Source organism: Paenibacillus sp. NPDC058898 (genome assembly GCF_049316025.1).
Taxonomy (GTDB): Bacteria; Bacillota; Bacilli; order Paenibacillales; family Paenibacillaceae; genus Paenibacillus_AQ.
Window position 1 is genome coordinate 742,018 of the sequence record NZ_JBMOSM010000001.1, and the last position, 24,367, is coordinate 766,384.

17 protein-coding genes and 1 pseudogene are annotated in these 24,367 nt (G+C 46.2%); 4 read left to right on the forward strand and 14 right to left on the reverse strand.

Annotated elements, in window-relative coordinates; all coding sequences use genetic code 11:
• Positions 1 to 166 precede the first annotated feature (166 nt).
• Both ACOZB4_RS03140 and ACOZB4_RS03145 read left to right on the forward strand, forming a co-directional pair.
• Positions 167 to 1,087 carry a proline dehydrogenase family protein gene (locus ACOZB4_RS03140; protein ID WP_379406077.1) on the forward strand — a complete coding sequence of 307 codons (921 nt, stop codon included), beginning with the start codon at positions 167 to 169 and terminating at the stop codon, positions 1,085 to 1,087.
• Positions 1,088 to 1,172: 85 nt separating this feature from the next.
• Positions 1,173 to 2,912 (forward strand): sigma 54-interacting transcriptional regulator, encoded by a 1,740-nt coding sequence (locus ACOZB4_RS03145; protein WP_379406076.1) that lies wholly within the window; start codon positions 1,173 to 1,175, stop codon positions 2,910 to 2,912.
• Between the two features lie 454 nt (positions 2,913 to 3,366).
• Here ACOZB4_RS03145 and ACOZB4_RS03150 read toward each other — a convergent pair whose 3' ends face one another.
• The 5 genes and pseudogenes from ACOZB4_RS03150 to ACOZB4_RS03170 all read right to left on the reverse strand — a co-directional run bounded on the left by ACOZB4_RS03150 (position 3,367) and on the right by ACOZB4_RS03170 (position 6,716).
• The gene (locus ACOZB4_RS03150; protein ID WP_379406075.1) at positions 3,367 to 4,593 is read right to left on the reverse strand and encodes a copper amine oxidase N-terminal domain-containing protein; all 1,227 of its coding nucleotides are present in this window, start codon (positions 4,591 to 4,593) and stop codon (positions 3,367 to 3,369) included.
• A 235-nt stretch (positions 4,594 to 4,828) separates the two neighbouring features.
• Entirely contained in the window at positions 4,829 to 5,200 is a 372-nt protein-coding gene (locus ACOZB4_RS03155; protein WP_379406074.1) for a hypothetical protein, read from the reverse strand.
• Positions 5,201 to 5,233: 33 nt separating this feature from the next.
• Positions 5,234 to 5,338: a putative immunity protein gene (locus tag ACOZB4_RS03160; RefSeq protein WP_379406073.1), complete on the reverse strand. Its 105-nt coding sequence runs from the start codon at positions 5,336 to 5,338 to the stop codon at positions 5,234 to 5,236.
• Between the two features lie 567 nt (positions 5,339 to 5,905).
• Positions 5,906 to 6,160: pseudogene (locus tag ACOZB4_RS03165) on the reverse strand (virginiamycin B lyase family protein); the annotation flags it as partial.
• A gap of 61 nt (positions 6,161 to 6,221) precedes the next feature.
• Positions 6,222 to 6,716, reverse strand: a complete 495-nt coding sequence (locus tag ACOZB4_RS03170) for a DUF6022 family protein (RefSeq protein WP_379406072.1) — start codon at positions 6,714 to 6,716, stop codon at positions 6,222 to 6,224.
• Between the two features lie 151 nt (positions 6,717 to 6,867).
• Between ACOZB4_RS03170 and ACOZB4_RS03175 the strand changes: the two genes are divergently transcribed.
• Positions 6,868 to 7,566 carry a MerR family transcriptional regulator gene (locus ACOZB4_RS03175; RefSeq protein ID WP_379406071.1) on the forward strand — a complete coding sequence of 233 codons (699 nt, stop codon included), beginning with the start codon at positions 6,868 to 6,870 and terminating at the stop codon, positions 7,564 to 7,566.
• 141 nt (positions 7,567 to 7,707) lie between these two features.
• On the opposite strand, the gene ACOZB4_RS03180 is transcribed toward ACOZB4_RS03175, so the two are convergent.
• The 9 genes from ACOZB4_RS03180 to ACOZB4_RS03220 form a co-directional block, all read right to left on the reverse strand.
• Positions 7,708 to 7,878, reverse strand: coding sequence for a DUF4855 domain-containing protein (locus ACOZB4_RS03180; protein ID WP_379406070.1), 171 nt, complete (start codon positions 7,876 to 7,878; stop codon positions 7,708 to 7,710).
• A 9-nt stretch (positions 7,879 to 7,887) separates the two neighbouring features.
• Positions 7,888 to 10,869, reverse strand: a complete 2,982-nt coding sequence (locus ACOZB4_RS03185) for an NPCBM/NEW2 domain-containing protein (protein ID WP_379406069.1) — start codon at positions 10,867 to 10,869, stop codon at positions 7,888 to 7,890.
• 464 nt (positions 10,870 to 11,333) lie between these two features.
• Complete coding sequence (locus ACOZB4_RS03190; RefSeq protein ID WP_379406068.1) at positions 11,334 to 14,372, reverse strand: DUF4855 domain-containing protein; 3,039 nt, start codon at positions 14,370 to 14,372, stop codon at positions 11,334 to 11,336.
• A gap of 299 nt (positions 14,373 to 14,671) precedes the next feature.
• Positions 14,672 to 15,946 (reverse strand): Gfo/Idh/MocA family protein, encoded by a 1,275-nt coding sequence (locus ACOZB4_RS03195; protein WP_379406067.1) that lies wholly within the window; start codon positions 15,944 to 15,946, stop codon positions 14,672 to 14,674.
• A gap of 96 nt (positions 15,947 to 16,042) precedes the next feature.
• Positions 16,043 to 17,725 carry a response regulator gene (locus tag ACOZB4_RS03200; protein ID WP_379406066.1) on the reverse strand — a complete coding sequence of 561 codons (1,683 nt, stop codon included), beginning with the start codon at positions 17,723 to 17,725 and terminating at the stop codon, positions 16,043 to 16,045.
• A 12-nt stretch (positions 17,726 to 17,737) separates the two neighbouring features.
• Positions 17,738 to 19,468, reverse strand: coding sequence for a sensor histidine kinase (locus ACOZB4_RS03205; protein ID WP_379406065.1), 1,731 nt, complete (start codon positions 19,466 to 19,468; stop codon positions 17,738 to 17,740).
• A 39-nt stretch (positions 19,469 to 19,507) separates the two neighbouring features.
• Complete coding sequence (locus ACOZB4_RS03210) at positions 19,508 to 20,392, reverse strand: carbohydrate ABC transporter permease (protein WP_379406064.1); 885 nt, start codon at positions 20,390 to 20,392, stop codon at positions 19,508 to 19,510.
• 37 nt (positions 20,393 to 20,429) lie between these two features.
• A complete protein-coding gene (locus ACOZB4_RS03215; protein ID WP_339290141.1) occupies positions 20,430 to 21,335 on the reverse strand; it encodes an ABC transporter permease in 906 nt (301 codons plus the stop codon).
• A gap of 116 nt (positions 21,336 to 21,451) precedes the next feature.
• Positions 21,452 to 23,110, reverse strand: a complete 1,659-nt coding sequence (locus ACOZB4_RS03220) for an extracellular solute-binding protein (protein ID WP_379406063.1) — start codon at positions 23,108 to 23,110, stop codon at positions 21,452 to 21,454.
• Positions 23,111 to 23,419: 309 nt separating this feature from the next.
• Here ACOZB4_RS03220 and ACOZB4_RS03225 point away from each other — a divergent pair, with 309 nt between their 5' ends.
• Positions 23,420 to 24,268, forward strand: coding sequence for a helix-turn-helix transcriptional regulator (locus ACOZB4_RS03225; RefSeq protein ID WP_379406062.1), 849 nt, complete (start codon positions 23,420 to 23,422; stop codon positions 24,266 to 24,268).
• The last annotated feature ends 99 nt before the right edge of the window (positions 24,269 to 24,367 follow it).

Sequence of the window (24,367 nt, forward strand, 5' to 3'; positions counted from 1 at the left end):
GATTTGGGTAGAATCGTCAAACCCTATTCCACCGGTCCTCTTGGATAATAAGCAATTATCGTGCCAACTGTGCTTGTTTCTTTCGTCTGGAACGATTTTTGCTTGCAGTTAAACCTGGTAAAGATTCATTGCACGAGCAATGACAACCTGAAAGGAGAAATCAACCGTGGATAGTACTGAACTCTATCGAAAAGTATTATTATCAGTTTCCGGCAATAAACTGGTCGAGCATCTTGCCCTTCGGTACGGCCGTAAATTAGCAGCTAAATTCATTGCAGGTAATAGCTTGGAGGAAGCGTTGGATGAAATTGAGAGGTTGAACGAGAAAGGGATCATCGTCACATTGGATCATCTGGGGGAGGGAATCACACAGTTATCGGAAGCTGCAGGCTACAGAGAGGAATATATACGCTTAATTAATGGGATCGCCATGCGGAAGGTGAACTCCAACGTATCACTGAAGCCAACGCAGATGGGCTTGGCTCTTGATCCGGAAGCATGCTATAGCAACATTCGGGACATCGTCATCCAAGCTGAACAAGATAACAATTTCGTACGGATCGATATGGAGGATTCCCCCTTTACACAAGCGACAATCGATATCGTTCTTCGCCTTCACGGGGAGGGATTAACCAATGTCGGGACTGTAATTCAAGCCTACTTGCTGCGTTCACGCGAAGATGTGAAGCGATTGATTGAAGCTGGTGTAAACCTCCGTCTCGTAAAAGGAGCGTACAAGGAGCCGGCATCCGTTGCCTATCAGCAAATGAGCGAAGTCATCGATAACTTCAAAGACCTCATTCAAATGCACCTTGACCAAGGCGTGTACACCGCCATTGCTTCGCATGATGATCGCATCATCGATTGGGTCAAGGAATATGCTCTTAAGAACGGCATCCCGAACGATGCCTACGAATTCCAGATGTTGTACGGCCTGCGAATGAACGACCAGGCGCAATTGGCGAAGGAAGGCCACCGAATCCGCTGCTATATGCCCTACGGCAGCATGTGGTACCCGTACTACACCCGACGGCTGGCAGAAAAGCCTGCTAATCTATGGATGGTTGTCAAAAATATGTTCAAATGATTTACACTGGAAAACAGGCCCGGTATAATGGCCCTAGTACCAGATTGTAAGCATTTACATTTCCCATAAAATAGGGGGCAATCGAATGAAGCATCTATTGCCGGCCGTGGAGCATTTCATCCGCACGGACTGCATAATTGTAGATCTGACCGACCTTGTAGCCATCCGGGGTGCACGGATGGCCGCCGAGTTCACCCCTGTTTTTGTCAGGGATGAGTCCGGTCAATATGCACTGCTGCCTGTATCGGCAGCCGAAACCATTCTGAATGTTCAAGATATCCTGATCAACGTCAAGACAGTAAACACAGATGATCCGTTAACGAAAGTCTCTGCTGCCTTCAACTCTTGTTCATTGGCGATCGTTCTTAACGACGGCAAGGCTGTCGGTTACCTTTCCGCACAGGATGTTATGGATGCGGTGGTGCAAGCTCACCGGGTGCTGGAGGCTTATTTTGCAACAACGCTGGATACCTTGGACCCGGACGTTGCCATTACGCTGATTGACGAGGAAGGATGTGTAGCCGTCTGGACGTCTGGAGCGGAGCATATATTCTCCATTCCGAAAGACGCTATCATCGGCAAGCCTGCTTCGGATTTCTTTCCCGTCGATCGTCTGCAGTCTCTTCGCACGCTCGAAACCGGCCAGCCCGCCCATAAAATGCAGCATCGGCCGCGGCACGACCTGTTCGTCCTAATTAATTCGAATCCGGTTACCCTCGAGGATCGGATTATTGGCGCCGTTGCGGCGGAATCAGACCTGACCACCCAAATGCGGCTGCATCAAGAGCTGCTGCAGATGACAAGCAAGGTCCATCATCTTCAGAAGGAAGTGGCCCTGCTGAACCCTGCGGCAGACCCATTTCAGCATATCAAGGGAACGAGCCGCGCGATTAAACACAGTATCGAAACGATCAAAAAGATCAGTTCGACAAAAGCGACGGTGCTTATCCTGGGTGAGAGCGGTACCGGAAAAGAATTATTCGCGAAGGCGATCCACGAGTCCCGCGAGTCGATGAACGCCCCCTTCATTGCAATCAATTGCGGAGCCATACCAGCCGCACTGTTCGAGAGCGAATTATTTGGCTACGAACGGGGCGCTTTCTCAGGTGCAGACCCGAAAGGGAAGAAAGGGAAGATCGAACTGGCCCGCGGCGGCACCCTATTCCTTGACGAGATCGGGGAAATGCCTCTTGATCTTCAGGTCAAGCTGCTGCGCGTGCTCCAAGAACGGAGTTACTTCCCGGTCGGCGGCACGAAGTTGCTGCAGGCCGACTGCCGGATTATCGCGGCCACAAACCGTGATTTGAAGCGAATGATTGATGATGGTAGCTTTCGCGAGGACTTATATTACCGGCTAAACGTCGTAACTTTGGAGGTTCCCCCCTTACGCGCCCGCAAAGAAGATATTTACGAGCTGACACAGTCCTTTCTTCACGAATTCTCGCTCGTTTATGGCCGCCATATCCATTCGTTTACGCCGGAGGTATTCGAGGATTTGCTTCATTACGATTGGCCTGGCAACATCCGCGAGCTGCGCAACACCATTGAGCGCCTCGTCATCTTCTCTACCGAAGGAGAGATTCGGCGCGAATATTTGCCAGACCATATTTATTCCGGCGATAAGAGTCCGCAGCCGGGAGAGGATGTTGGTGCAAGCACCGCACCCATCAACGGTGCTACATACCAGGCTAGGCTTGACGAGTACGAGCGGAACCTAATGCGTGAGGCGCTTGATGCGGTCAACGGGAACAAGTATACGCTGGCGAAGCAGCTCGGCATTTCGCGGGCTACGCTCTACAATAAGCTCAAACGGCTGAAACTGTGAAGCTAGCTTGGATGGACGATGTCTAATATTTTGGACACTTCAATTTTGAATGTCTAAAATTGCATACATAATGGAATTATCAGCCAATTATGAATCTTACACGCTTGTACCTTGCTTTTCTTGCTGACTTCCATCGTATTGATCTGTTCATTATTTCCCAAAAACGAAAGGCAGCTGATCGTTTGATCAGCCGCCTCTTTATCATGGTTCAACTACCGTATCCAGTTAGCTAAATAAACTCTATTTCTCTAGCTTGTCATTGTTTGTTATTTCAACCTCTGACAGGCTAATCACGGATCTCAAGCTTTCGTTTCTGTAGTCCATACAAACCGGCAGCAGCAATCGCTATAAAAATTGCGCTGGATGCCACGCCGAGTTGCAAGCCGTACCGGTTCGACCACCACATCTCCGACGATGGGGTCGATAATCTGTCCAGAGGCAAAAAAGCAGCTTCTTATTTCATGTCCTTCCAGCTTTTGAAATCGTGAATGGCGAAGCCGGCATAGCTTGTGTAGTGCGCCAATTGATTATGGGCGGACTGCAACTCTTTTTCCATCACTTCGCTGCTCATAGAATAGAATGAGACCCGCGGCCCCTCTTTGCTTTCGAGCGTTTCTACAGCAACAACAACTTTCTTCTTCAACGTGGAGGCTTCTCTCAGTATGGCCTGCGCATTCTTCACAATTCCATTGCTGCCTAACGCATAATTCCGATAATTCATGATGACTAGGCAATCGAACTTCTCTAGCATCCATGCGCTCATACTGTAATCCTTCCCCGGTACATTAATCGTATTTAGCCAAAACGGAACATCGATCGCAATTTTCAAGCCGCTCCCTTTGGTTTCTTTCTCGATCAGTCTCAAATTGTCCATCCAGCTTTCAAGAATCTTCTTATTGTCCTTCGTCCATTCACTTAGCGCATAAGGTTCAATATCGAAATGCAATCCCGAAAAGCTTGCTTCCGGGCCAACAGCGGCGTTATAGGCTTTAACCCACGCTATAAATTTTTGAATATCCTCCTGCTTAGACCTATAGGCCCATTCGGGACGACCCTCAAGTGCCTCCACTTGAATTCCTTCGCTCTTCGCTTTTCGAATAAAACCCTCATATATTGCTGGATCTATGTCTCTATCAACCTGAAGGTAAATATCCGTTAACCCTTTTATTCTTGCAAAACTTATAATTTTATCTTGATCCTGTTTCAGGATGTTGCTATCCCATATCCATGTTCCTTTCGGAGCACGAGCCACTGAGGTCATGACACTCACCAGATTGAGAGAAGGCTGCCAATCCACAATTGCATGCAAGGCTTCACTAATAAAGCGAAGCGGGACCATCGTGCGACCGTTTTTGAGCACCGCCGACCCTTCAAAATCTACTCTTTTTCCATTCACCAGTGCATGATTATCGCCAATCATCAGTATAATGATGTCACGGTTAAGCAAGATCGTGATTTGTTTTAATTTTCCGCTCCATTTCGTAGTAGCTCCGAGCTTGTCGGATACAAAAGCAAGTGGAACCATCGTAAGGTTGGTTTTTTGATCGACGTATGGGTGTTCATCTGGGAATTGTACTTCACGGCCATCCACGGATACTCGGACTTCAGAAGCGTAGATAGCGGGGGTAAACGCAGCTAAACATAGCAGGATAGCTAACGTGCATACTAGCAATTTTCTCATGTGTGACTTCCTCATCTTATTTTTTTATTTTCTTTACTGTGCATGCAATGTTCGACTATGAGATTATAAGGTATGTAATAATTGGTAACAAGAACAACGACGCAACGAAGCGTCGTTGTTCTTCTGATACTTCCAAGTTATATATGGAAACTCGGTTTCCATCGTTATTTTTTGAGCGAAATCCTACAGGTCTTCTATCCTTGATCCAGTATCGTTTTACGCCGAGAGCCGCATTTCACTTAAAATTTACTGTGTGAACATCAAGAGCTTCTATAGCTGCTTCAATAGAAGCAATGCGTCTTTCAAGTAACGTCTTTTGAGGACTACCTTCTTTAGCGTTTTCATGCTGTTTTTCTACAGATGGAAGAATACCAATTATAACCTTTCGGGCTTCAAGGATGTTTTCCTTTTCGTATGAAAAATCTGCTCCATACCAAGCATTTTCTAGACTATCTAAGGCGATTTTCACTGCATCCAGTCGTTTCTTAACGAGGGTTGCGTTTGATCCTTTCTCAATCATATTCTTGTAGGCATTTTCGAGTTTGCTTAAAGTTGACTGCATCGATTTTATCAACAATGTTTGGCGTTCTGGACTAACAGCTTTCATTTTTCTCACTCCTCACTCCCTTATGTATTGTACTCAACGTAAGGTGCTGATCCCATAGGTCGCTGCACCCAACTCGTGAGCAGTTACATGCGTCACAGCCAGCGCCTGCCCGGCGAGCCTGTGCTGCGTTAGCTTCAAAGGCGGCCTTACTTGATTGAGTTCAATCACTCGACAATGGCGGTCTTCATTTGGTTGTGTTTGCTCGAAATAATGTAGCTCATGTTGTGCGCAATCGACTGCCTATATCGTAAGAAGAGGATAATCCGTATCTGCCAATGTACCGCCCGACTCATAATGACGAAGCTAGGGGCTTCCATTACAATCCGCTTCCTTTCGATTCCAATATAAGTGTACAACATTTATGCAAGTGCAAAGATAAAACTGACATCCCCTTCATTTCCCTAATATCAATATAAAAAGATTATCAAAGTACTTTAATGTTTTCTCTAAAGATTGTTTGAATCATATGAGGTACATTAGATCATTCTCCTCTACTTGTAATGACTCAATTATGGCTACAAAAATGATCTATCAGGCTATTCGGCTTTGTTGATGTGTTTTTCAACTATAGTGTCCTTTAGCTAAATAATCTGTTGATGTTATTCAATTAGAAGCTCTTGTCATCGAGTCACGACAAGAACTTATATACTTAAAAGAAAAAAGCCGCATAGAATGCGACTTACACAGTTTTCATGTTCTTGTCGTCCGACAATTCAGTGTTGGAATTGGAAATTCTGTTACATCGCCTTCGGTGGCTATTCTGCCGACCGAATTACCTCGATTCTGCGTAAACCATAATGCCCCGTTTGGGCCGGGAACAATAAATGAAGGAAATGAGTCTGAATTAGGCAACTCAAATTCGGTCATCTCCCCCGATGTGGTTAACCTTCCGATTCTGCCGCTATTCATTTCCGTAAACCAAATCGCACCTTCCCGATCTTCCGTCATGCCGAAAGGCGCTATTGGCTTGATACTCGGTAAACCGCAAGTCCCGATCCGATCCGATTGCCCCGTTGTTCCGTTATTCTGATTCCTTAATCCGTCGAATCCCTCGCGCGATTTGTTCCCTCTCATGCTCGCTTAGCGAATATAGTACAGGTGCCCTAGGAATGTCGAACTTCAGATGAGAATGAGGGATTTCCGTCAATAGAGTTCCAATAGGTTGTTGACCATTCTTACTACGAATAACGTTCCAGAAAATTCTAGACCTATTTTCCTCGGTTCCCCATTTTTCAAGCGAATTGCGAAATAGCAAACATTTCCCGATGACAAAATCATGCTCCTTGAGGGGCTCCGTTGCTTCGAAACCTGCATCTTCAAGGCTATCAAAGATTACGGGCATCAACTGGTCCAAATAAAGCCCATAGGCAGCATCCTCGATTTCACGAAAAGCGATTGTTAACTCATCAAGCATCGAATCGTATAGTGTTTTCCATACCGATTCGATATATTGATTGCCTGCCCCGCCAATCTCCTCAATGGTCATGTCGTAACGGAATACTGGTTTTACAGTCATATATACTCCTCCTTGAATTGGATTATCTCCATCATATAACATGTAAGCCAATTGGAAGGTTAGAGGATAAATTTGAAGGAAATCAATAAATAATCAAGAATAACTTTACAAGTGTTTTAATGTTGTGCATTGTTCACGAAGGTGGGATAACATGGGCTTTCGACCCAAAAAACTGGCTGAAAAATACGGGTTAAGCAGCAGCACCCTGCGGAACTACGAAGCGAAGGGGCTGATACCTCCTGCAGTTCGATCTTCAAATGGATATCGTATGTATACCGAACGGCATGAAGCTTATCTGGCATGTATTCAAGCCATGGCTGCCGGATTTGGTATGGAAGTAACGAGCGAGGTAATGCATTGTCTTGGGCGAAATGAGTTGAATGACGCATTGTGGATCGTCAGGGATCGGGAGGTCATGCTGCATCGGGAAAAAGCAAGTTTAGATCAACTGGTAAGGGAATTGAAATCGTATTCTGAAGGTAGTCAAGCTTACGACTTTAACCAACATTTCAGCATCCGCGAGGTTTCCAGCCGGACAGGGGCTCCTAAATCGGCAATCCGTTACTGGGAGCAAAGCGGCCTGTTTACGGCTAAGCGAGACCCTGATAACGATTACCGTCTTTATAATGAAGCACACCTATATAAAATTAGGATGTTTCAGGTACTGCAGAGCGCTGTTTATTCCGAGGAAACCGTGAACTTAAAACAATCCATTGCACGCTTAGATCTAGAGAACATCGAGCATGCGATGAAGCTTTCTGAAAGTATCCAGGCTTACCTGCACAAAACGATCAAACTCCAGATGCGAGCGCACTATTTTCTATATCGCTTAATTAAAGACCCATTGTAGTGTATAGATTAATAAACGAAGCCATGGTAACAGCGTAGGATTATCGCTGTGACCATGGCTTTTATTTATTTGGAACTATAAGTTATCCGTATCATGGCGCGAGGAGTATTTGTCATGAAAGACCTTGGTTCAAGGCCGAAATCAACGATAAACAAGCCGTTCGTTTTCGAATTCTCGCCAGTACATGCCGACAAGCTCCAGATAGGAATAGTTCGCCTCCTGCCATCCTTGGCGGACCTGATCCAGCCACCACTGCATCACTTTTATCCGGTTTTCGAACGCTTTCTCTTTGCCGTCGAATGTTGCGGACACTTTGGTTATTTATTTCGCTTTGTCAGCAATAAATTGGGCGTCCGCCCAATCGGCGTGATCATTGCCATTTCCATCGCCGGCATCGGTAACGATTAACTTCAATTGTTTCCTTCCACTAACATCAACATCAATAAACTTGGCCGGAGTGTCTCTTTTCATCGTCCCACTGTCAAACAATTTCTCACCGTCGGCCCATACTTGAAAAGCTACGGATCCGACATCGTTTCTGTTTGCCTCCTGGTCAAGGCCTACATAGCATCGAAAGCGATCATACCCTTTCCCAGCAATGTCGTAAATGATTTCTGAATTAGCATGCGTTCCAATTCCTCTATCATAAGTGACAACGCCCGGATCACTTAACAATTCAATCGGGTTCCCTTCGACACTAGCATCTCGATGAATCGTTCCCCAGCCAGTCGTCGCGTAAATCCACGGAATGTCGCTTAAATACAATTGTGGAGTGATATTAAAATGAATCTTATACGTTTGCGTCACGGATCCATCTGCCGAGGTGACGGTAATCACGGTGGTACCCGGAAGTTGTTCAGCCGGTAAAATATCTACCATGACATCGTTATTGGCCGGAATGACTTCCACCGTGGGTACATCCGATATCGTGCCTTCCAAAAATGTCATGTAGTAATCTTTGGTTACGTGATCAAAACTTGAGAAGGATTCCCCGTTGATCTTGATGTCATCTATTAACACCTCTTTCAACAGCTTAGCTCCCGCCCAATCAGCATGAGTCGCACCATTGCCTACCCCACCGTCCGTTACTTCCAACGTAAGAACATCAACATTGGAAACATCAACATTGACATGCTGGGTATCCGTCTCACTTTTCATTACGCCGCTATCATAGAGCTTTTGCCCATCTCCCCACACTCGAAAGACGACAGAGCCCCCCTGAGTCTCACTGTCTAGTCCAATATCCGTGATAAACCTTGAAAAGTTTTTACCGATATAAAATGAAGCTTTAGAGTATGCATGAACACCCAATCCTTTTTCATACCCTTTACCGTTCAGGGTGATCATATTGCCATCTCCTTGACCACTCCCGCCAACACTTGTATCCCTTTCAGCGGGACCCCAGCCGTTTGAAACGTTGCCGAAAAATGGTATGTCGCTTAGAAATGTATCTTCCGCCTTAGGGGCGGACGGGACTTGCGCGGAAAATTCTGAGCGTACATGCCCCTGAATTTCCCCACCAGAAACGAACGCGGCATCCGCTGTAAGATGACTCCAGCCAGCCTCAGCGTCTTGAGGCACCGTCACCTTCCAACTCACCTTAACGGAATTGTTTATGCCTTCAGGTGGCATGGTTTTAAATGTGGTGTCCGAAGCGGGGATTACTGTCCATCCTTCCGGTACATTTAGATTGAGATCCAGGTTATGAACAGCCACTCTTCCATAATTGGTCAGCGTTGTTATGATCGTTGTGGTTTCACCTGGGGCTATAACAGAAGGGCCGTCAAACGATATACCAACAGCCGCAGGCACCCCGTTCGGTGTTCCCGGTGTAACACGGTAGGTGACCGCTGAAAATGGTTCAACATCGGAGACGATTTTGCTGGCATAACTCATTGTTTGGCCAGTCCAATCGTCTTCAGCAAAATAAACTGAAGCAGGTTTAAAACCTAATTTTTTCGGTTCAGCACTGATTGTTGTCGCTGCAGTAGTTCGGTTGACCAATGTCATCATTTTGCTTCCGTCAGACAGCGATTTGACCCAAATTTCTTTGCCGTCATTATCGATAACTCGCTTAAATCCGTCAGTTGAAACCTCATTTCTCGTTTCCCGACTGACGCGATACATCATAATTCCGTGAGACGGAACAGAAGCGCTGATTTTGTCTGTGGTCGTAGTCGTTTCATGTGCCCAGAGATTCCGAACCGTATAGGTCATATTGTCGACAGAAGTTGGTATGCCCAATTGACTTAGACTTATCTCCATATTTGACGCACCATCGGTTGAGTTGAAGAACAACACGGCTTTGTCCCCATTGGCCATCGGTTTCAACAATACATAAGTACCGTCGTTTGGCATCTTGATGGGACGTCCCTGTATTCCGATTGGATCCTGATTCACCGCAGTCACTTCGCGATTGGCGTAAATATCTAAAATTTCTTGGGAGGCATTCAGTAAATCGGTACCCGAGAGTAATGGCGCAGCCATTATGGACCAAAGACTAAATTCGGTACGATATTCTTCTAAACTCATGCCCCCGTTACCGACTTCCAGCATATCGGGATCATTCCAATAACCCGGACCAGCATACGGATACAGTTCAACAGTCTTAAGGAAATGGACTAACATCCGTAGATACGTATCACTAATATCACCTGTTGTCCGCCACAGATTGCCCACCTGCTTGCCCCATATCCACGGATCATCGGTTCCCCCAACGCTCATACTGAAAACAATGTCCCGTCCTGTATCCGCAAGCGCATCGCGCATCTTCGAATAGCGTTCCTGTATCGGTTGCCCCAGAGGGTCGCCACAATTATCATACTTTAGATAGTCGATTCCCCACTCGGCAAAACTTTGGGCATCTTTCTTTTCATAATTGAGACTCCCCGGATAATTGGCACAAGTCGTGGTACCTGCGCTTGCGTAAATACCAATTTTCAGACCGAGAGAGTGAACATAATCGGCGACTTCCTTCATCCCGTTTGGAAACTTTTCCGGATCGGGAACTAAATTGCCGTTTGCATCGCGTTGATTAAGCATCCAACAATCATCGATGTTGACGTATTCATAGCCCGCTTCTTTCATCCCGGAATCAACGATCTTTTTAGCCGTTTTCTTCACGAGATCGGCATTAACGTCACAATGAAAGGCGTTCCAACCATTCCAGCCCATCGGAGGCGTTTTTGCAAGCCCATTGTCAAGCGCATAGGCTTGTGATTGATTGAATCCTAACAAACCAATGACCAGTGTAAACAAAAACAAAAGCGTTACCAACGACTTTTGAAACCGAGGTTTGTTCATTGACATATCATCCTTTCTTTTATTGTATTCTCGTATGGAACTCTAGATCTTTGATCCCTCCTTTCGCGGCATCCGGCACAAACCATTTGGAGAACACTTTCGTAACGGCCATGCTGAAAACGCTTCCGCATGGACTTATGATAAAGGGGGACTTACAGGAGAGCAAGCAGCATAATTTGATGTATTGTACTATTTTTTTCGTATGCTATATGAGACGTATTGTCCGTGAAAATCGCAAAAAAATAGAAAATGATACACGAAAAAAAGGCCATATCCGAACTGGACATGGCCTATAAGAACCTATATCATTCCCACGTTTCTTTTCTTCATACGTTGTATACCGCATGCTATTTGCATCACGCTGCAACAGAATTTGTCATGAAATGCCTTGGTCCAAGGCCGAAATCAACGAAAACAAGCCGTTTGTTATCGAATTCTGCGCTTGCCCGAGAAATAATCATCATTCACTGTGGCTTGTATTCAAATGTAAACTTCACGGGAGTCGACATACCGTCCATTGAGAGATAGGCAACGTTGGTTCCTTTTAGAAAACCGGTAAGCTTGATCGTGAATTGGAAACTTCCCGTTACTGTACTTGTCGTCTGGCCTTCATACCGAACATTCCCTTTCGAATCGAGCACTTTCAAATTCACTTCGGACTGACTGCTTCCATCCATGACCAGACCATCAATCGTCAATTTTCCTGCGCCGACATCTGCTACAGCTCTTACGCCGTCGATCGGGGTTACCCCGTCGCCTCCCGCCAGGTTGTACACGCCAAACTCATAGAAGGAGTAACCATAATCCGTATTTCTTTCGAGGCCTTGAAATTTGACGTATCTGGCTTTGACCGGCTCAAAATGAACCGTTTCTTTTCCGTCACGTGCCGTAATCATTCCGTCATTGTCCTTGACCACGTTGGTCCAGTTCTGCTTATCGTCAGATACAAGAAGTTTGTAGGTTTTAGCACGCGCAAATTCCCAGCTGATTCGTACGGTATCAAATTCCTTGGTTTCGCCAAGATCGACCTGGTACCAGCTATTATTGGTGTAATCACTGGCCCATCTTGTCGCTGGGAATCCGTCTACTGCTTTTTCCGGTTGATAATTCGGGCTGCCGCCTTCTACCGAAGAAGCTTCCGCCTTTTTATTTTGCGCCAAGTTTCCAATGAGGTAATAAACGTCCTCCTTCAGCGCGTTGTACGCCGTTTCGTTTATAACGCCATCTTTCAACAAAATATCAAGTTCCGCGTTAAATCCTTTCAGATATTTGTCAAACTGTGTCGCATCCGTTCCTTCGTAGCGTTTCATTAGCTCTAGATAATTGTTCAAAGAACGAGGCGCTTCGGCATTCGTAAATTGATTTTGTTCTACAAATCGGTTCACCAATGTTTTCATGCTGTCCGCGTTTGCACTGGCATCGATGATATAAGACGTTTTCTGCGACTTGCCCGCCGTTACGGTAATAACCAATTCATGTTTTCCGGGTGCACCCGACAAATTTATGGTTGTTCCAGCCGTATAAGGCTTGCCGTCAAACTGAGCCGTCACTTTCGTCACGCCATCGTCATCCTTTAACTGCCACGTAAACTGGAACGGCTCTGTTTCATTTACCACGGCACCACTTTGAAGAGGTTGTCCATTTATTTGTACGGCTGCCTCCGGCGGAGCCGCATTATTGATTTCATATGTTCCATTCACATATTGATACAACCAATCATACAAAATGCGATTGGAAGGATCTTGGTTGACCGCCGCATTGTAAACGGCATTATTCCCTTGATAATAAGCTCTGAATCCGTTTTGCATCAAGCCGGTTTCAACGCCGCTGTTCAAGTAGTCGATAAATCGCTCACGGAACACGCCATCAGTCAGCATCCGGTCATCAAACTCGACTTCATTGGTCATGCCGTATTGCTTCGCCAGGTTGGCGGCATCCTCCAGACGGTCGTAGCCCATGTCCTCGAAGAAATAGTTCGGCTGGAAGGCAGCGTTGTCAAAGCCAACGTCCTTCCACATAAACGCTTTGTATGCCAAAGAATGCGGAATCCAGAAAAATTTCAGGTCCATATCATGGACTTTTCCGCTTACTGCTTTAATCAAATCCGGGCCAGTATCACTTGTGCTGATTTGTTCTTCCAGCCAGTACATGCCGACAAGCTCCAGATTGGAATAGTTCGCCTCCTGCCATCTTTGGCGGACCTGATCCAGCCACCACTGCATCACTTTTATCCGGTTTTCTTGCGCTTTCTCTTTGCCGACAACCGAGTCTCTGAAGCTTTCGGATACCCCGTCACCGTCAACGTCACCAAAGTCGTTTACGTATTCCCCCGGGTTCGGAATCATGAGCACAACCTTCATTTTATGATCAGGCTGATTCAGCTTGGATCCGACTTCCACTGTAGCCTCATTTAACTGCTGCATATCCCCTGCGGCTGCGAAGGTTTTGTCCAAATACCAACTCCAGTCCTCCAGGATCGTTTGCCCGACACCGAAGTCACGGCCGGCAGGCGAAGCCAGTCCGAGATATAATATCCCGTCAAAAAGCCAGTCGACAGGCTCGCCATCTTTATTTACATAACTGATATTAGGGATGATCCGTTCCTTGTTCCAATCACCCAGACCATTTGGATATTGTCCGTTATAAAGCAGGCCGAGATTGCGGATGCCTCCAGTGGCTTCTCCCGGGGCCATAAACTGCGGATGCTCGGCAGGGACCTTTACGGCCCCGTCAGCCTGTCCATCGGTACCCCGAATTTCGATCTCATCAATATATGACCATTGTGTTGGATGCATCGTAAAGGTGACTTTGACATAACGGGCATAAGCCAGCTTGCCGTTCGTATTCCCGCCTTTGATTCCATCCCGGCTGCCGTCCCATTCAAAGGTCTCCTGTCTTGGCGGACCTTCCCCCCAGAGCAGCTGGGTGGCGTTATGGGACAACAGTCCCCAATTTTCTTTATCGTCGGAGACATACATGGATACCGTCAAAGGTACGAGGATCGAGTTGGTAGGATAATCTTGGAAAAAGTGTGCTGTAGTCTTTCCGATTGATTTTTCCTCACCGAGATCAAAGACGACTTCCCGCGTTTTTCCACGCTGATGCCCTGCCCATGCCGGGTCATTCATATCCAATGTGCCGTATTTTCCATCCGTAAGCTTGTACTCGCCGTCAGGACGCGACGCGTCTGGCTCCTCAGACCATTCATAAGGAAGGCCGGCCGCAAGATTGCGGAATTGCGTCTCCTCCACTGCCGAAGATGCCGCCACTTGGTTTGGACTCGGAGCTGATCCTGCCTGTTCCGCTGCTGGTTCCCCAGCATCCGTCGGTAGATCTGGTACGAACTGTGGATTTCCTGCCTCATTTCCTTCCGGCTGGCCTGCATCGCCTGCCTGTGCAATCATCACTTCCGGAACAGGCGTTTTCGCCTGGACCGCAGAAACCGGGGCCATCAGCAATACGGCTGCCATCAGGACGGTTCCCCATTTCTTATTCAAATTCATTTTGGTCAACTCCTTTTTTGTTCTCAACTGAAAGAAATGCCTGAAATCTTTACCGCATTGTGATGAATACCTGAATCGATCCCCCCTTTCAAGATATCTGGCAAAAGCCTTTGTTGGAATCGCTTTCAAAAATTAAAAATTCATATTCCCCATTTCCTTTTTCTTTGCTCGCGAACTTGTACGGCGTCCGGGGTACGCACTTCCCAACCCCCGACGCCGCGGATGTCCGCCATGGTTACTGCACGGCAAGTAATTCTGTTCTATTTGCCTTTGCCGAATAGTTCCACAGATTTCAACAATTAAACTCCCGCTTCTTCCTTCTCATACATCTCTGTCAGCTTTATGCTTCTGCCTTGCTCAAAGCGAGATCGTTCGGAAGCGAACGCTATCAAATGGCTTTGCAAGGAAGCTGTAGCCGATGTGAGGCCTTGAGACGGGTTGCGGTCGAACTTATGTACATTTTTGAGGAAGGAGCCCACCATGCGCTCATCGCCTCCGCCGTGGCCGTCTCCCTGCACACTGCATTTAATTTCAATTTCTTCGCCCGTCGCATAGCGGTACAGTGTAAATGAGCCCTTATCCATGTCACCAATGATCTCTCCCTGCGTGCCCATAATCTGCACACGGCGGGTAGCGCTCTTGGTTAATCCCGACATAATAAAGTTAGCGTTGGCGCCGGTGGCAAATTCCATATTGACGACCTGATGGTCAACAACATTGTTATCGCAGCGATAGACGCAGCGGCCGAACGGTCCTTCCTTAAGCGCCCGGATAATGCCTTCCTGTGATAAATCGTGCGTCATATAGCGCGCCCAATGATCGGCAGGTTGCTCCAAATACATTTTAATCGCCGAAAAGGCACATTCCCTCTCCGCTTCGCAACCATCGATGCAGCGGTCCGTTGCACCCTCGGGCGCGTTCTCGGCTATAAAATGCAGCAATGAGCCAAAGGAGCTGACCGCTGTGCACGGCTCATCCATCAGCCAGGAGATGATGTCCAGGTCATGGCAGGACTTGGCCAAAATCATCGGGCTTGTTTCCTCGGAATTGCGCCAATTGCCGCGTACGTAGCTATGAACCATATGGTGATAGCCTACGTTTTCGGTCAGTTGAATGGTCCCGATTGCGCCCAGTTCCCCATCCTCGATGCATTTCTTGATGCCTGACCAGAACGGGGAATAGCGAAGCACATGCGTGACCACCAGCAAACGCTTATGCTTAAGTGAAGCTTGCTCCAGTTCTATACATTCCTGCACATTCGGTGACATCGGCTTCTCTAGCATGACATGGTAGCCAAGCTCCAGCGCTTTCATTGCTGGGATATAATGCATCCGATCAAGCGTGGAGATGATCATCACGTCGGCTATTTTCCCCTGCTCGAATGCTTTTTCCCACGAATTGTAAACGTGTTCTTCAGTGATTTGATGAATCTCTGCAAAACGTTGTCTGCGTTCATCATCCGGCTCGGCTACGGCAACAAACTTCAGCTCATTCGGAAATTTTTCCGCATACGGTCCATAGATGTATCTTCCTCTACTGCCTGCGCCTAATAGTACAGCTGTTAATGTCTTCAATGTTCTTCCCCCTTGCCTATACAATTGCATCATAATTTCATTGTAAAGGGTGATTCCGCGCATCAAAATAGATCATTGCTTACATTTCATATACATTTATTGACCTTGCTGCATCGTTTCGGTGCGGGCCGTCCGAAAATCCTGCGGTGTCATATCATTTTGCTTTTTAAAGAAGCGGATAAAGGCAAGCGCTGAATTGTAGCCGAGCTTGGCGGCAATTTCATTGACCTTCATGGATGTATTGAGCAGCATGTCCTTTGCAATGACATTGCGGTAATCATTTACGTATTTAGAGAGTCCAATTCCTGTTATCTGCTTGTAAAGCCTTGATAGATAGGATGGATTCAAGCTGACATAATCCCCAAGAGCGGTTAGGGAAATATCACCCGCAATATGCTCCTCTATATACCGATGCACCTTATTGACGACCTCCGCCGGCAGCTCTGTTCCCCTAATAGCATTCCATTCAAAAAAGCAGTCCGCAACTTGCCAATAGTATGGAATGAGCTCCGTCCATGAAGCGGTCTCCTCCTGGCGGAACAGCATATCCAAATTAATCTGGGTATTCATATAGTCTCGCATATCTTTATTTTTGTGCAAATGCGCCAGAAATACCGCAGATAGGAAATGGTACAACTCAATCTTGCGCTCATAAGGAGTATCCGGATCGTTCCAGATGTCTGTCAATTCAACAAATAGATGATTAAACTGCTCGCGGTGATTATTTTCAAGACAGCTCATAAGCAGCTGTACGCGAGCGTGTAAAAAGCTGTCATGATAGCTGTTCGCCTTCTCTTTTTCTTCGGACTTCTGAATATCTTTATCTGTCATGATGACCTCATGGAACAAGCCATGGCCTTGCATAAGACCGTATTTCATCGCATGAAAACGATCCGACAGCCGATTCCATGGGACAGCCTCGCTGCCAATAAGAAAAGATACGGAGAGGCTCAGCAACTTTTTGCTGGTAGCTTGTATCGTCTCCAAATTGCCGCTCACATAGCGGTATGCCCTGGTCCATTCCATCGTACCGGTATCCGTCGTTAACTCCGGGCCGGCTTTAGGCTGAAAGATCCATGCCATTTTGTTCATATCAAATACGACGGAGAAGCAGCGCACATGGGCGGATAAATACTCATCGCCGATATTTTGAAGAGCGTAAGCGAGCAAAGCCTTGTCCGGCGCCGTGAACATTTCCTTCCAGGCATCGATCCGGCCAATCAGTAAATAGACAGGCAGCGATGCGTCAAGCGGAATGTCCATTTCCGCAAAAGCGTCCCGAAGCTGCTGCCCCGTCATCGTCTTGCCTTGAAATAAGCCCCAAATATATTCCTTCTGCAAGGAAGGCATCGCTATTCTCATTTTGGACTGGGCACGCAAGATCATTTGCGCCTGATCCTGTTCCTCTTCAATTTCCTCTATGGCCCGTTCAACGGTATGAATGATCTTCTCGTCGCTTTCCACTTTCAGTAAATAATCAAAAGCGCCAAACGTAAGGGCGTTCTTCGCATACTGAAAATCATTGTACCCTGTCAATAAAATAACTTTGCACTTCGGCCACTGCGATTTGATTTCCTGCAGAAGCTCAATCCCCTCTATGCCGGACATCTTAATGTCCGAAATCACAATATCCATCCGGTGATGAGACAGCACCGCAAGCGCCTCTTCACCGGAATAGGCCTTCATGACTTCAAGGTCCAAATGCTCCGTCTTCTCGAACAACTCCAGAAGACCATCTACAATAATCGGCAGATCATCCACGATTAAAAGCCTGTACATGGCGATTCCTCCTTAGCTCATGCTCAGTTTAATAATAGCTTGAAGCCCGCCAAGCTCAGAGCGTGATACGGTAATCCCATACTCTTCTCCATAACGGAGCTGAATTCTGCGATGAACATTAAGCAGGCCGGTTGTCTCCTCAATCTGGTTGGTTGAATAACGCAGCCTCTTGCCAAGCGCTTCGATCTCCTCGTCTGTAATGAACTCGCCGTTATCTTCTACATAAATGTATAAAGCATCATTTCGCAGCTTGCTGTGCACCCATAGCTCGCCCATGCCACGCATATTGCCGAGGGCGTACTTGTAAGCATTTTCAATAATAGGCTGCAAAATCAAACGGGGGACTTCAATCGGCTGGGCTTCGACTTCAAACAGCACTTGGATTCGATCCCCGTAACAGATCGACTGCATCTCCACATAAGTGCGGGAATGCTCAAGCTCCATCTCCAGCGGGATGTCGTCATCATGTTGGCGAGTAATGAACTGAAAATATTGCCCGATGTATAAACAGAACTGGTAGGCTTTTTCCTTCTGGCTATCGGATTTAATCAAACGGCAAAGCACGAAAAAGCAATTATATAAAAAATGAGGATTAATTTGCGATTGCAATCTTTTCAGCTCCGAACGCTGATTGCGAATTTGCTGCTCATAATTTTCCTCAATCAGTGTTTTCAAAGATTTCACGGTATCGTTAAAAGCCTGGTATAAATAGCCGAACTCATCCTTCCTGCGGTCAATCAAGATCGGCTCCAGCTCGTTTTGCTGCATGCGGCGGAAAGAACGCACCAGCTTGATCAACGGACGGTATATTAACCGGATTAAAAAATAGGTAAAGAATAAAAAAATAAAAACAGCAAGCACGCAAGCCCACCAAAACAAAGCTTTATATACCTCGAGCGAACCGAGAATCATCTCTTCCGGTATGCTCGTTATCATGTATGAATTCCAGAGGCTGGAATACTTGAATACGGTTAGAAATCGCTTGTTTTTATAATGGATCGTATCATAGCCTTCATCCATTTTTGCTGCCTGCTTTTCAAAAGCCAGCTGCTTCATCAGATCATGCAATTCAGGGTCGGAGCCGCTATTGATTTCCCAGCCGCGCTCCAGATTAAACAATACGCTCTGGCCTCCCCTGCTATTGCCGATTTGCGCTAATGTTTCTTTCATTTTACCGGTTGAGAGCTCTACGCCTACCACATAGAGCGGGTCCTTTTTGCCTGCAGGGTATTGCATCGTAATAAACAGCCGATCCTGCCAATAAATAAAGGGCTCCGTATAGAGCTTCTTGTCTGGCTGCATCGCTTCATATTCTTCCACATTCAGCTTGGTTTCAAAGCTGTTGCTCAGCACAGTACGCTCGATTTGAGGAATGTACGCCTTCGCCTCGCGAATAAAAGGACTGGAGTTTTTCATTAAATCCAAGCGGTGCTGAATATCCAATATTTTATACGACCGCTCATAGGAGTTCATCTGCTCGCCTGTCGCGGCCACTTCCATTAAATCCCTGTCCATGACGTAGTTTGGCAAATATCGGCTAATCCGGTCTGCTTCCTTATCAAGGGAGTCTATATAAAACCGCGTCGTATTCAATATCGAATCGGATATTTCACTGCGGATATGATTAGCCCCTTGCTCATTAATCAACCAGGTAACAGCCATAAGCGGAAGTAAGGCCGCCAAAAAGGCAGCCATTATTTTTTTGAATATAGAGGAATCCTGTAAAAAGAATATACTTTTCATCGTTTGTTCTCCTGTGCCCGAGATCTACGACCTTCCTATCTATTCTTTTACACTTCCCATTACAATGCCTTTGATGAAAAACCGCTGCAAGAATGGATAGACAATAAGAATCGGGAAAGCCGCAACAAAGATTTGTGCCGCTCTGCTTGTACGGTCAGACAGCTGGAGCATGAGTTCCACATTTTCTGATTTAAGAAATCGGAAATCCATCTTAATAATAACGGTTTGCAAGAAAGTTTGCAGCGGATAATTTTCCGGATGATTCATATAAAGCATGCCATCAAACCAGCTATTCCAATGCCCTACCATCGTAAAAAGCCCCGTTGTCGCCAGTGCGGGCAACGATAGCGGAACATATATTTTCCAAAGTGTTGAAAAATGCCCGGCTCCGTCTATCCGTGAAGCATCCTCAAGCTCCCTGGGCAAATTGCGGTAAAAGTTCAAAAGCAGGATGACGTTGAACACGTTAATCGCCATAGGAAACACCAGCGCTCCGAGTGAATCAATAAGTCCCAGGCTTTTAATTGTCAAATAGGTAGGAATGAGTCCGCCGTTGAACAAAATCGTAAAAACGAAAATCCAGGCATAAACGGTTCTTAGACGAAACGAATGGCGGTCCTTGGATAAAGGATAAGCCGTAACAATCGTTAACAGCATGCTTAATGCCGTCCCTACAACAACCCGTTGAATAGAAATGCCAAAGGCTCTTACATATTCAGGCTTGCCGAACACGTTATCATAAGCCGCCGTTGTAAACTCTACAGGCCACAGCGCAACCTTCCCGGCTGCCGCCGCCGAACCCGAGCTAAAGGAAATCGCCAAAATATGAATAATCGGCATTAAGCATAAAAAAGATATAAACGCAAGAATGATTAGATTGCTAACTAGAAAAGCCCTTCTTCCTAATGACGGTTTAATAATCACGGTGTGTCTCCTTTCTGAATCACCGACTTTTCCGCTACTAGAAAATACGGTAATTCGCTAGTCGGTAGGCGAGTACGTAGGATACGGAAATGAAAATAAAGGATACAACGGATTTCAATAAGCCGACAGCTGTGGCAAATCCGAACTGGGCTTGCTGTATCCCCATGCGGTAGACGAAAGTATCGATGATATCGGCACTTTCATAAACCGGGGCGCTGTACAGGTTAAATATTTGATCAAATCCGGCATTCAGCACATTGCCGATATTAAGCGTAAGCATAAGAACGATGATCGGCATCATGCCCGGCAGCGTCACGTGAAGCGTTTGTTTCCAGCGGCCCGCACCATCGATTTCAGCGGCTTCATAAAGCGTAGGATTAATTCCTGTCAGCGCCGCCAAATAAACAATGGTGCCAAATCCAAATTCCTTCCATACATCGGAGATGACCATAACATAAGGGAACCAGTTATTGTCGCCAAGAAAGAAAATCGGCTTCATGCCGAACCATCCAAGCATCTGGTTCAATATGCCGGAAGAAGGAGACAAAATATCGACCAAAATACCGCTGAGCAGCACCCAGGATAAGAAATGGGGCAGATAGACCAGGGTTTGGAACGTTCTTTTCATCCATTCTCTGCGCAATTCATTAAGCAAAATAGCAATGGTGATCGGCACGAACAAACCGGCAACGATTTTCATTACAGCAATATATACCGTGTTAAAAAAGATACGGCCGATATCCGGATAATCCATTAACAGCTGGAAGTTCCTCCATCCGATAAACGGGGAGCCGAACAACCCTTTATTCGGCACATATTTTTGAAAAGCCATCATGATTCCTGACATCGGAATGTAACTAAAAATAATAATAAAAGCCAAACCCGGCAGCAGCATCAAATGAAGCGGCCATTCCTTCTTCCACACGCGCGTCAGACTCTTCATATCTCTCACCTCGCTGATTCACTTATCGTGCTGTGCATTCCCTTGCTCAAGAACCGGATTGTTCTTGAAAAAAGGAGGGATTGCATAGATTCAATCCCTCCTTTGCGCTGCAGATCCTATTGAAGCGATTTATACCACTCGTTAACTTCTTTCGTGATTTCGTCGCCGCCAAGCTTCTTCCACTCTTCAACGAATTTATCGAATTCGTCTACGGATACTTGGTTCATCATGATTTTGATGAATATTTCATCACGTTTCTTCGTTAAAATTTCTTGACGGTCTGCCATCGTCGGCGTAGGCGCGCCGTAGAATTTGTTTTGCAGGTACTGCTTGTTCTTTTGAATTTCTGGAATATGTGCGAAGGCACCATTCGGACCGGAGATTACATATTCCCACCACATGCTTGTATCGCCTTCAACGTATTGCATGGCGCGTGCATAACGCGTTTTTTGGTCTACTGTCTCAAGGATGCTTTCGTCCTTGTTTTCAATAGCTTTAGGCAAGATTTCGCCGTTATTGTCAAACTGTTTGCCTACACGAAGAGGGTTCAGGAGCCAGTAGTTGTTGCCTTTTTCCACAGGGTCTTTGCCATACGCATATACTTTCTGCTCTTCTGTCGGATGATTGTCAACAACGATCCATTGGTTTAATAAACCGATCACGCCTTCCGGATGCTTGGCTTTTTTAGAGATTACATAGTATTCGTCAACACCAAGACCGATTTGATTTAATGTAGGCCTGTTATCGATAGAAGGGATAGGGTATAATCCCCATTCTTGGACAACCTTTCCGTCTTTCACAGCGCCCTGCACAAGCTGCGCCGGTGTCCAGGAAGCGCCAAATACCATGCCGATACTGCCGTCGTAGATTAGCTCAGCGGCTTTTTCCGAATCTTTCACCGCAAACTCTGGATCGATCAATCCTTTTTTGAATAGGTCTTGCAGCGCTGCAAGAGCCTGCTTCATCTCAGGCTGAATATCACTGTTCATCAAACCGCCATTTCCGTCTTCCATCCAAATGTTTTCATAAGCATGATAGCCGTTCAAGAACGCTCTCAGTCCGGTAACGCCTGTCTCTGTACTAAAAGGATTCTTGCTGACCGCAATACCATAAGCTTGTTTTGTACCGCCAGGATTCTTCGCTTTGAACGCTTCGGCAATTTCAATAAAATCATCCATTGTCTTAGGCTCAGGCAGGCCCAGTTCTTTCAGCCAGTCCGTACGAACGAACAAGAATTGATAGTTGAACGGGTTGTATGAGCTTGGAATACCCATCATTTTCCCGTCGATCATCGCTGTTTTCATTTGCATGCCGCCGTCCATGGTCAGAAACTTTTTCGTCTCTTCCGTAGCATGCTGATCATAAATCTCTGTCAAATCCATAATCATATCCGCTTCAGTAAGCTCTTTAAGCTGTGCAGCGTTTACAAGCAAGAAATCCGGAAGATCGTTGGAAGCGATAGCAATTTTTACTCTCTCTTTAAATTGGCTTACATCTGCAATCCACTTGTTTGTAATTTTGACACCGATATCTTTTTCATAAGCGTCATAAACTGAGTTTTTGTCGAAGTCTTCACCTTCGTCAAATTTCAAGTAAGGATCGCTTGGCGAAACCGTTGAAACCTCAATGATATCATTGCTGTTTCCTGTGCCTGTTGTTTCGACCGGTTCCTTGGTATTTCCAGGTGGTGGCTCAGACGACGTTTTGAAACCGCAGCCTGTAATCGCCAATGCAAGCGTCAAGGAGATCATGACAAGTGCCTTTTTGCTCTTCAAATTTTACCCCTCCGGTACATTTCGTTATAGTTTTCGCTGCAAATTATAATGCAGTATTTCATATTTCAAGTATAAAAAGAAGCCTCCCGCTGTTCTATATACTAGTCTTTACTTTCGTATACACCTCTTGACACCAGACAAAAATAAATATTTACTGTGTTTGATGTATACAACGTCGGCGTATTCTTTTCATTTAGATACACCTCAAAATGTATGTATAGAAGTAAATAACAGTATCTGGTTAAAGGCATCTCTTGTCTATATACTTAGCATATAAATTCATTATTGTCTGGAGGCCATTGGATCATAATGAAACTTCATATTGCTTATGATCATCCCATTGCCATCAATGCTTTCGAATGGACCCCTGCTACTTATCAGCAGCCGCCCCATGTGCACGCGAGTCTGGAGATCGGCCTTTGTTTAACAGGCAAAGGCCGCTTTTTCTTCGGAAATAAACAATATACAGCTAATCCCGGCGACTTGTTTCTGGTCAATAACGAGGAACGGCACATTGCCCAATCCGATCCCGATGACCCGAGCCGCTATCTTTTTATTAACTTTGATCCCGCGCTGCTGCTAGCTGAGGAGCCTGGGCTGCTGCTGCCATTCTCCTATCGCTCCAATCATTTTTGCAATCATATCATTGGCGATTCCCCCCTCGCCAAACAGCTCACTCCTTGGGTACTGGCTATAGCGGAAGAACTGCGAGAGAAGTCCCCGGGGTATTTGGTCATGGCCAAAAGCGCGCTCATTCAGCTGTGCGGCCGTCTTCTTCGACATTACAACGGTTTGCTATCCGATGATGAGCGTCATCATATGGTACATTCCGTTCTCCAGGTGCAATCGCTTGCCGCTTTGGTCGAGCATCGTTACAATGAGCCGGTTAGCTTAGGGGAATTGGCTGATGAACTTGGTTTAAGCGTCTCGCGCGTGAGCCGAGCGTTTCTGGAAACGACGGGTTACCGTTTCTCGGAATATGTCTCCTTACTTCGTATCCAGGCTGCCAAGCGGGAATTGGCAGGAACGGACAAAGTTGTTGCTGATATTGCATTCGAATGCGGCTTTCAAAGCTTGCCGACCTTTTACCGCGTCTTTAAAGAGACTGTCGGCATGTCTCCGATCCGTTATCGGCAATCGATGGGGGTTATGGAATGAACAAAAAATGAGAATAACGCTTTCCTAATTTGAGAAGCCATTGCCGGCATGGCTGGTTATAATCAAGGCATACATTGATTTCACGTATTTCAGGAGGGC

Coding starts and splice junctions, on each gene's coding strand:
- ACOZB4_RS03225 (WP_379406062.1), top strand. CDS start 23,420: ATGAAACTTCATATTGCTTATGATCATCCCATTGCCATCAATGCTTTC.
- ACOZB4_RS03145 (WP_379406076.1), top strand. CDS start 1,173: ATGAAGCATCTATTGCCGGCCGTGGAGCATTTCATCCGCACGGACTGC.
- ACOZB4_RS03215 (WP_339290141.1), bottom strand. CDS start 21,335: ATGAAGAGTCTGACGCGCGTGTGGAAGAAGGAATGGCCGCTTCATTTG.
- ACOZB4_RS03170 (WP_379406072.1), bottom strand. CDS start 6,716: ATGACTGTAAAACCAGTATTCCGTTACGACATGACCATTGAGGAGATT.
- ACOZB4_RS03185 (WP_379406069.1), bottom strand. CDS start 10,869: ATGAACAAACCTCGGTTTCAAAAGTCGTTGGTAACGCTTTTGTTTTTG.
- ACOZB4_RS03200 (WP_379406066.1), bottom strand. CDS start 17,725: ATGTACAGGCTTTTAATCGTGGATGATCTGCCGATTATTGTAGATGGT.
- ACOZB4_RS03175 (WP_379406071.1), top strand. CDS start 6,868: ATGGGCTTTCGACCCAAAAAACTGGCTGAAAAATACGGGTTAAGCAGC.
- ACOZB4_RS03205 (WP_379406065.1), bottom strand. CDS start 19,468: ATGAAAAGTATATTCTTTTTACAGGATTCCTCTATATTCAAAAAAATA.
- ACOZB4_RS03150 (WP_379406075.1), bottom strand. CDS start 4,593: ATGAGAAAATTGCTAGTATGCACGTTAGCTATCCTGCTATGTTTAGCT.
- ACOZB4_RS03155 (WP_379406074.1), bottom strand. CDS start 5,200: ATGAAAGCTGTTAGTCCAGAACGCCAAACATTGTTGATAAAATCGATG.
- ACOZB4_RS03190 (WP_379406068.1), bottom strand. CDS start 14,372: ATGAATTTGAATAAGAAATGGGGAACCGTCCTGATGGCAGCCGTATTG.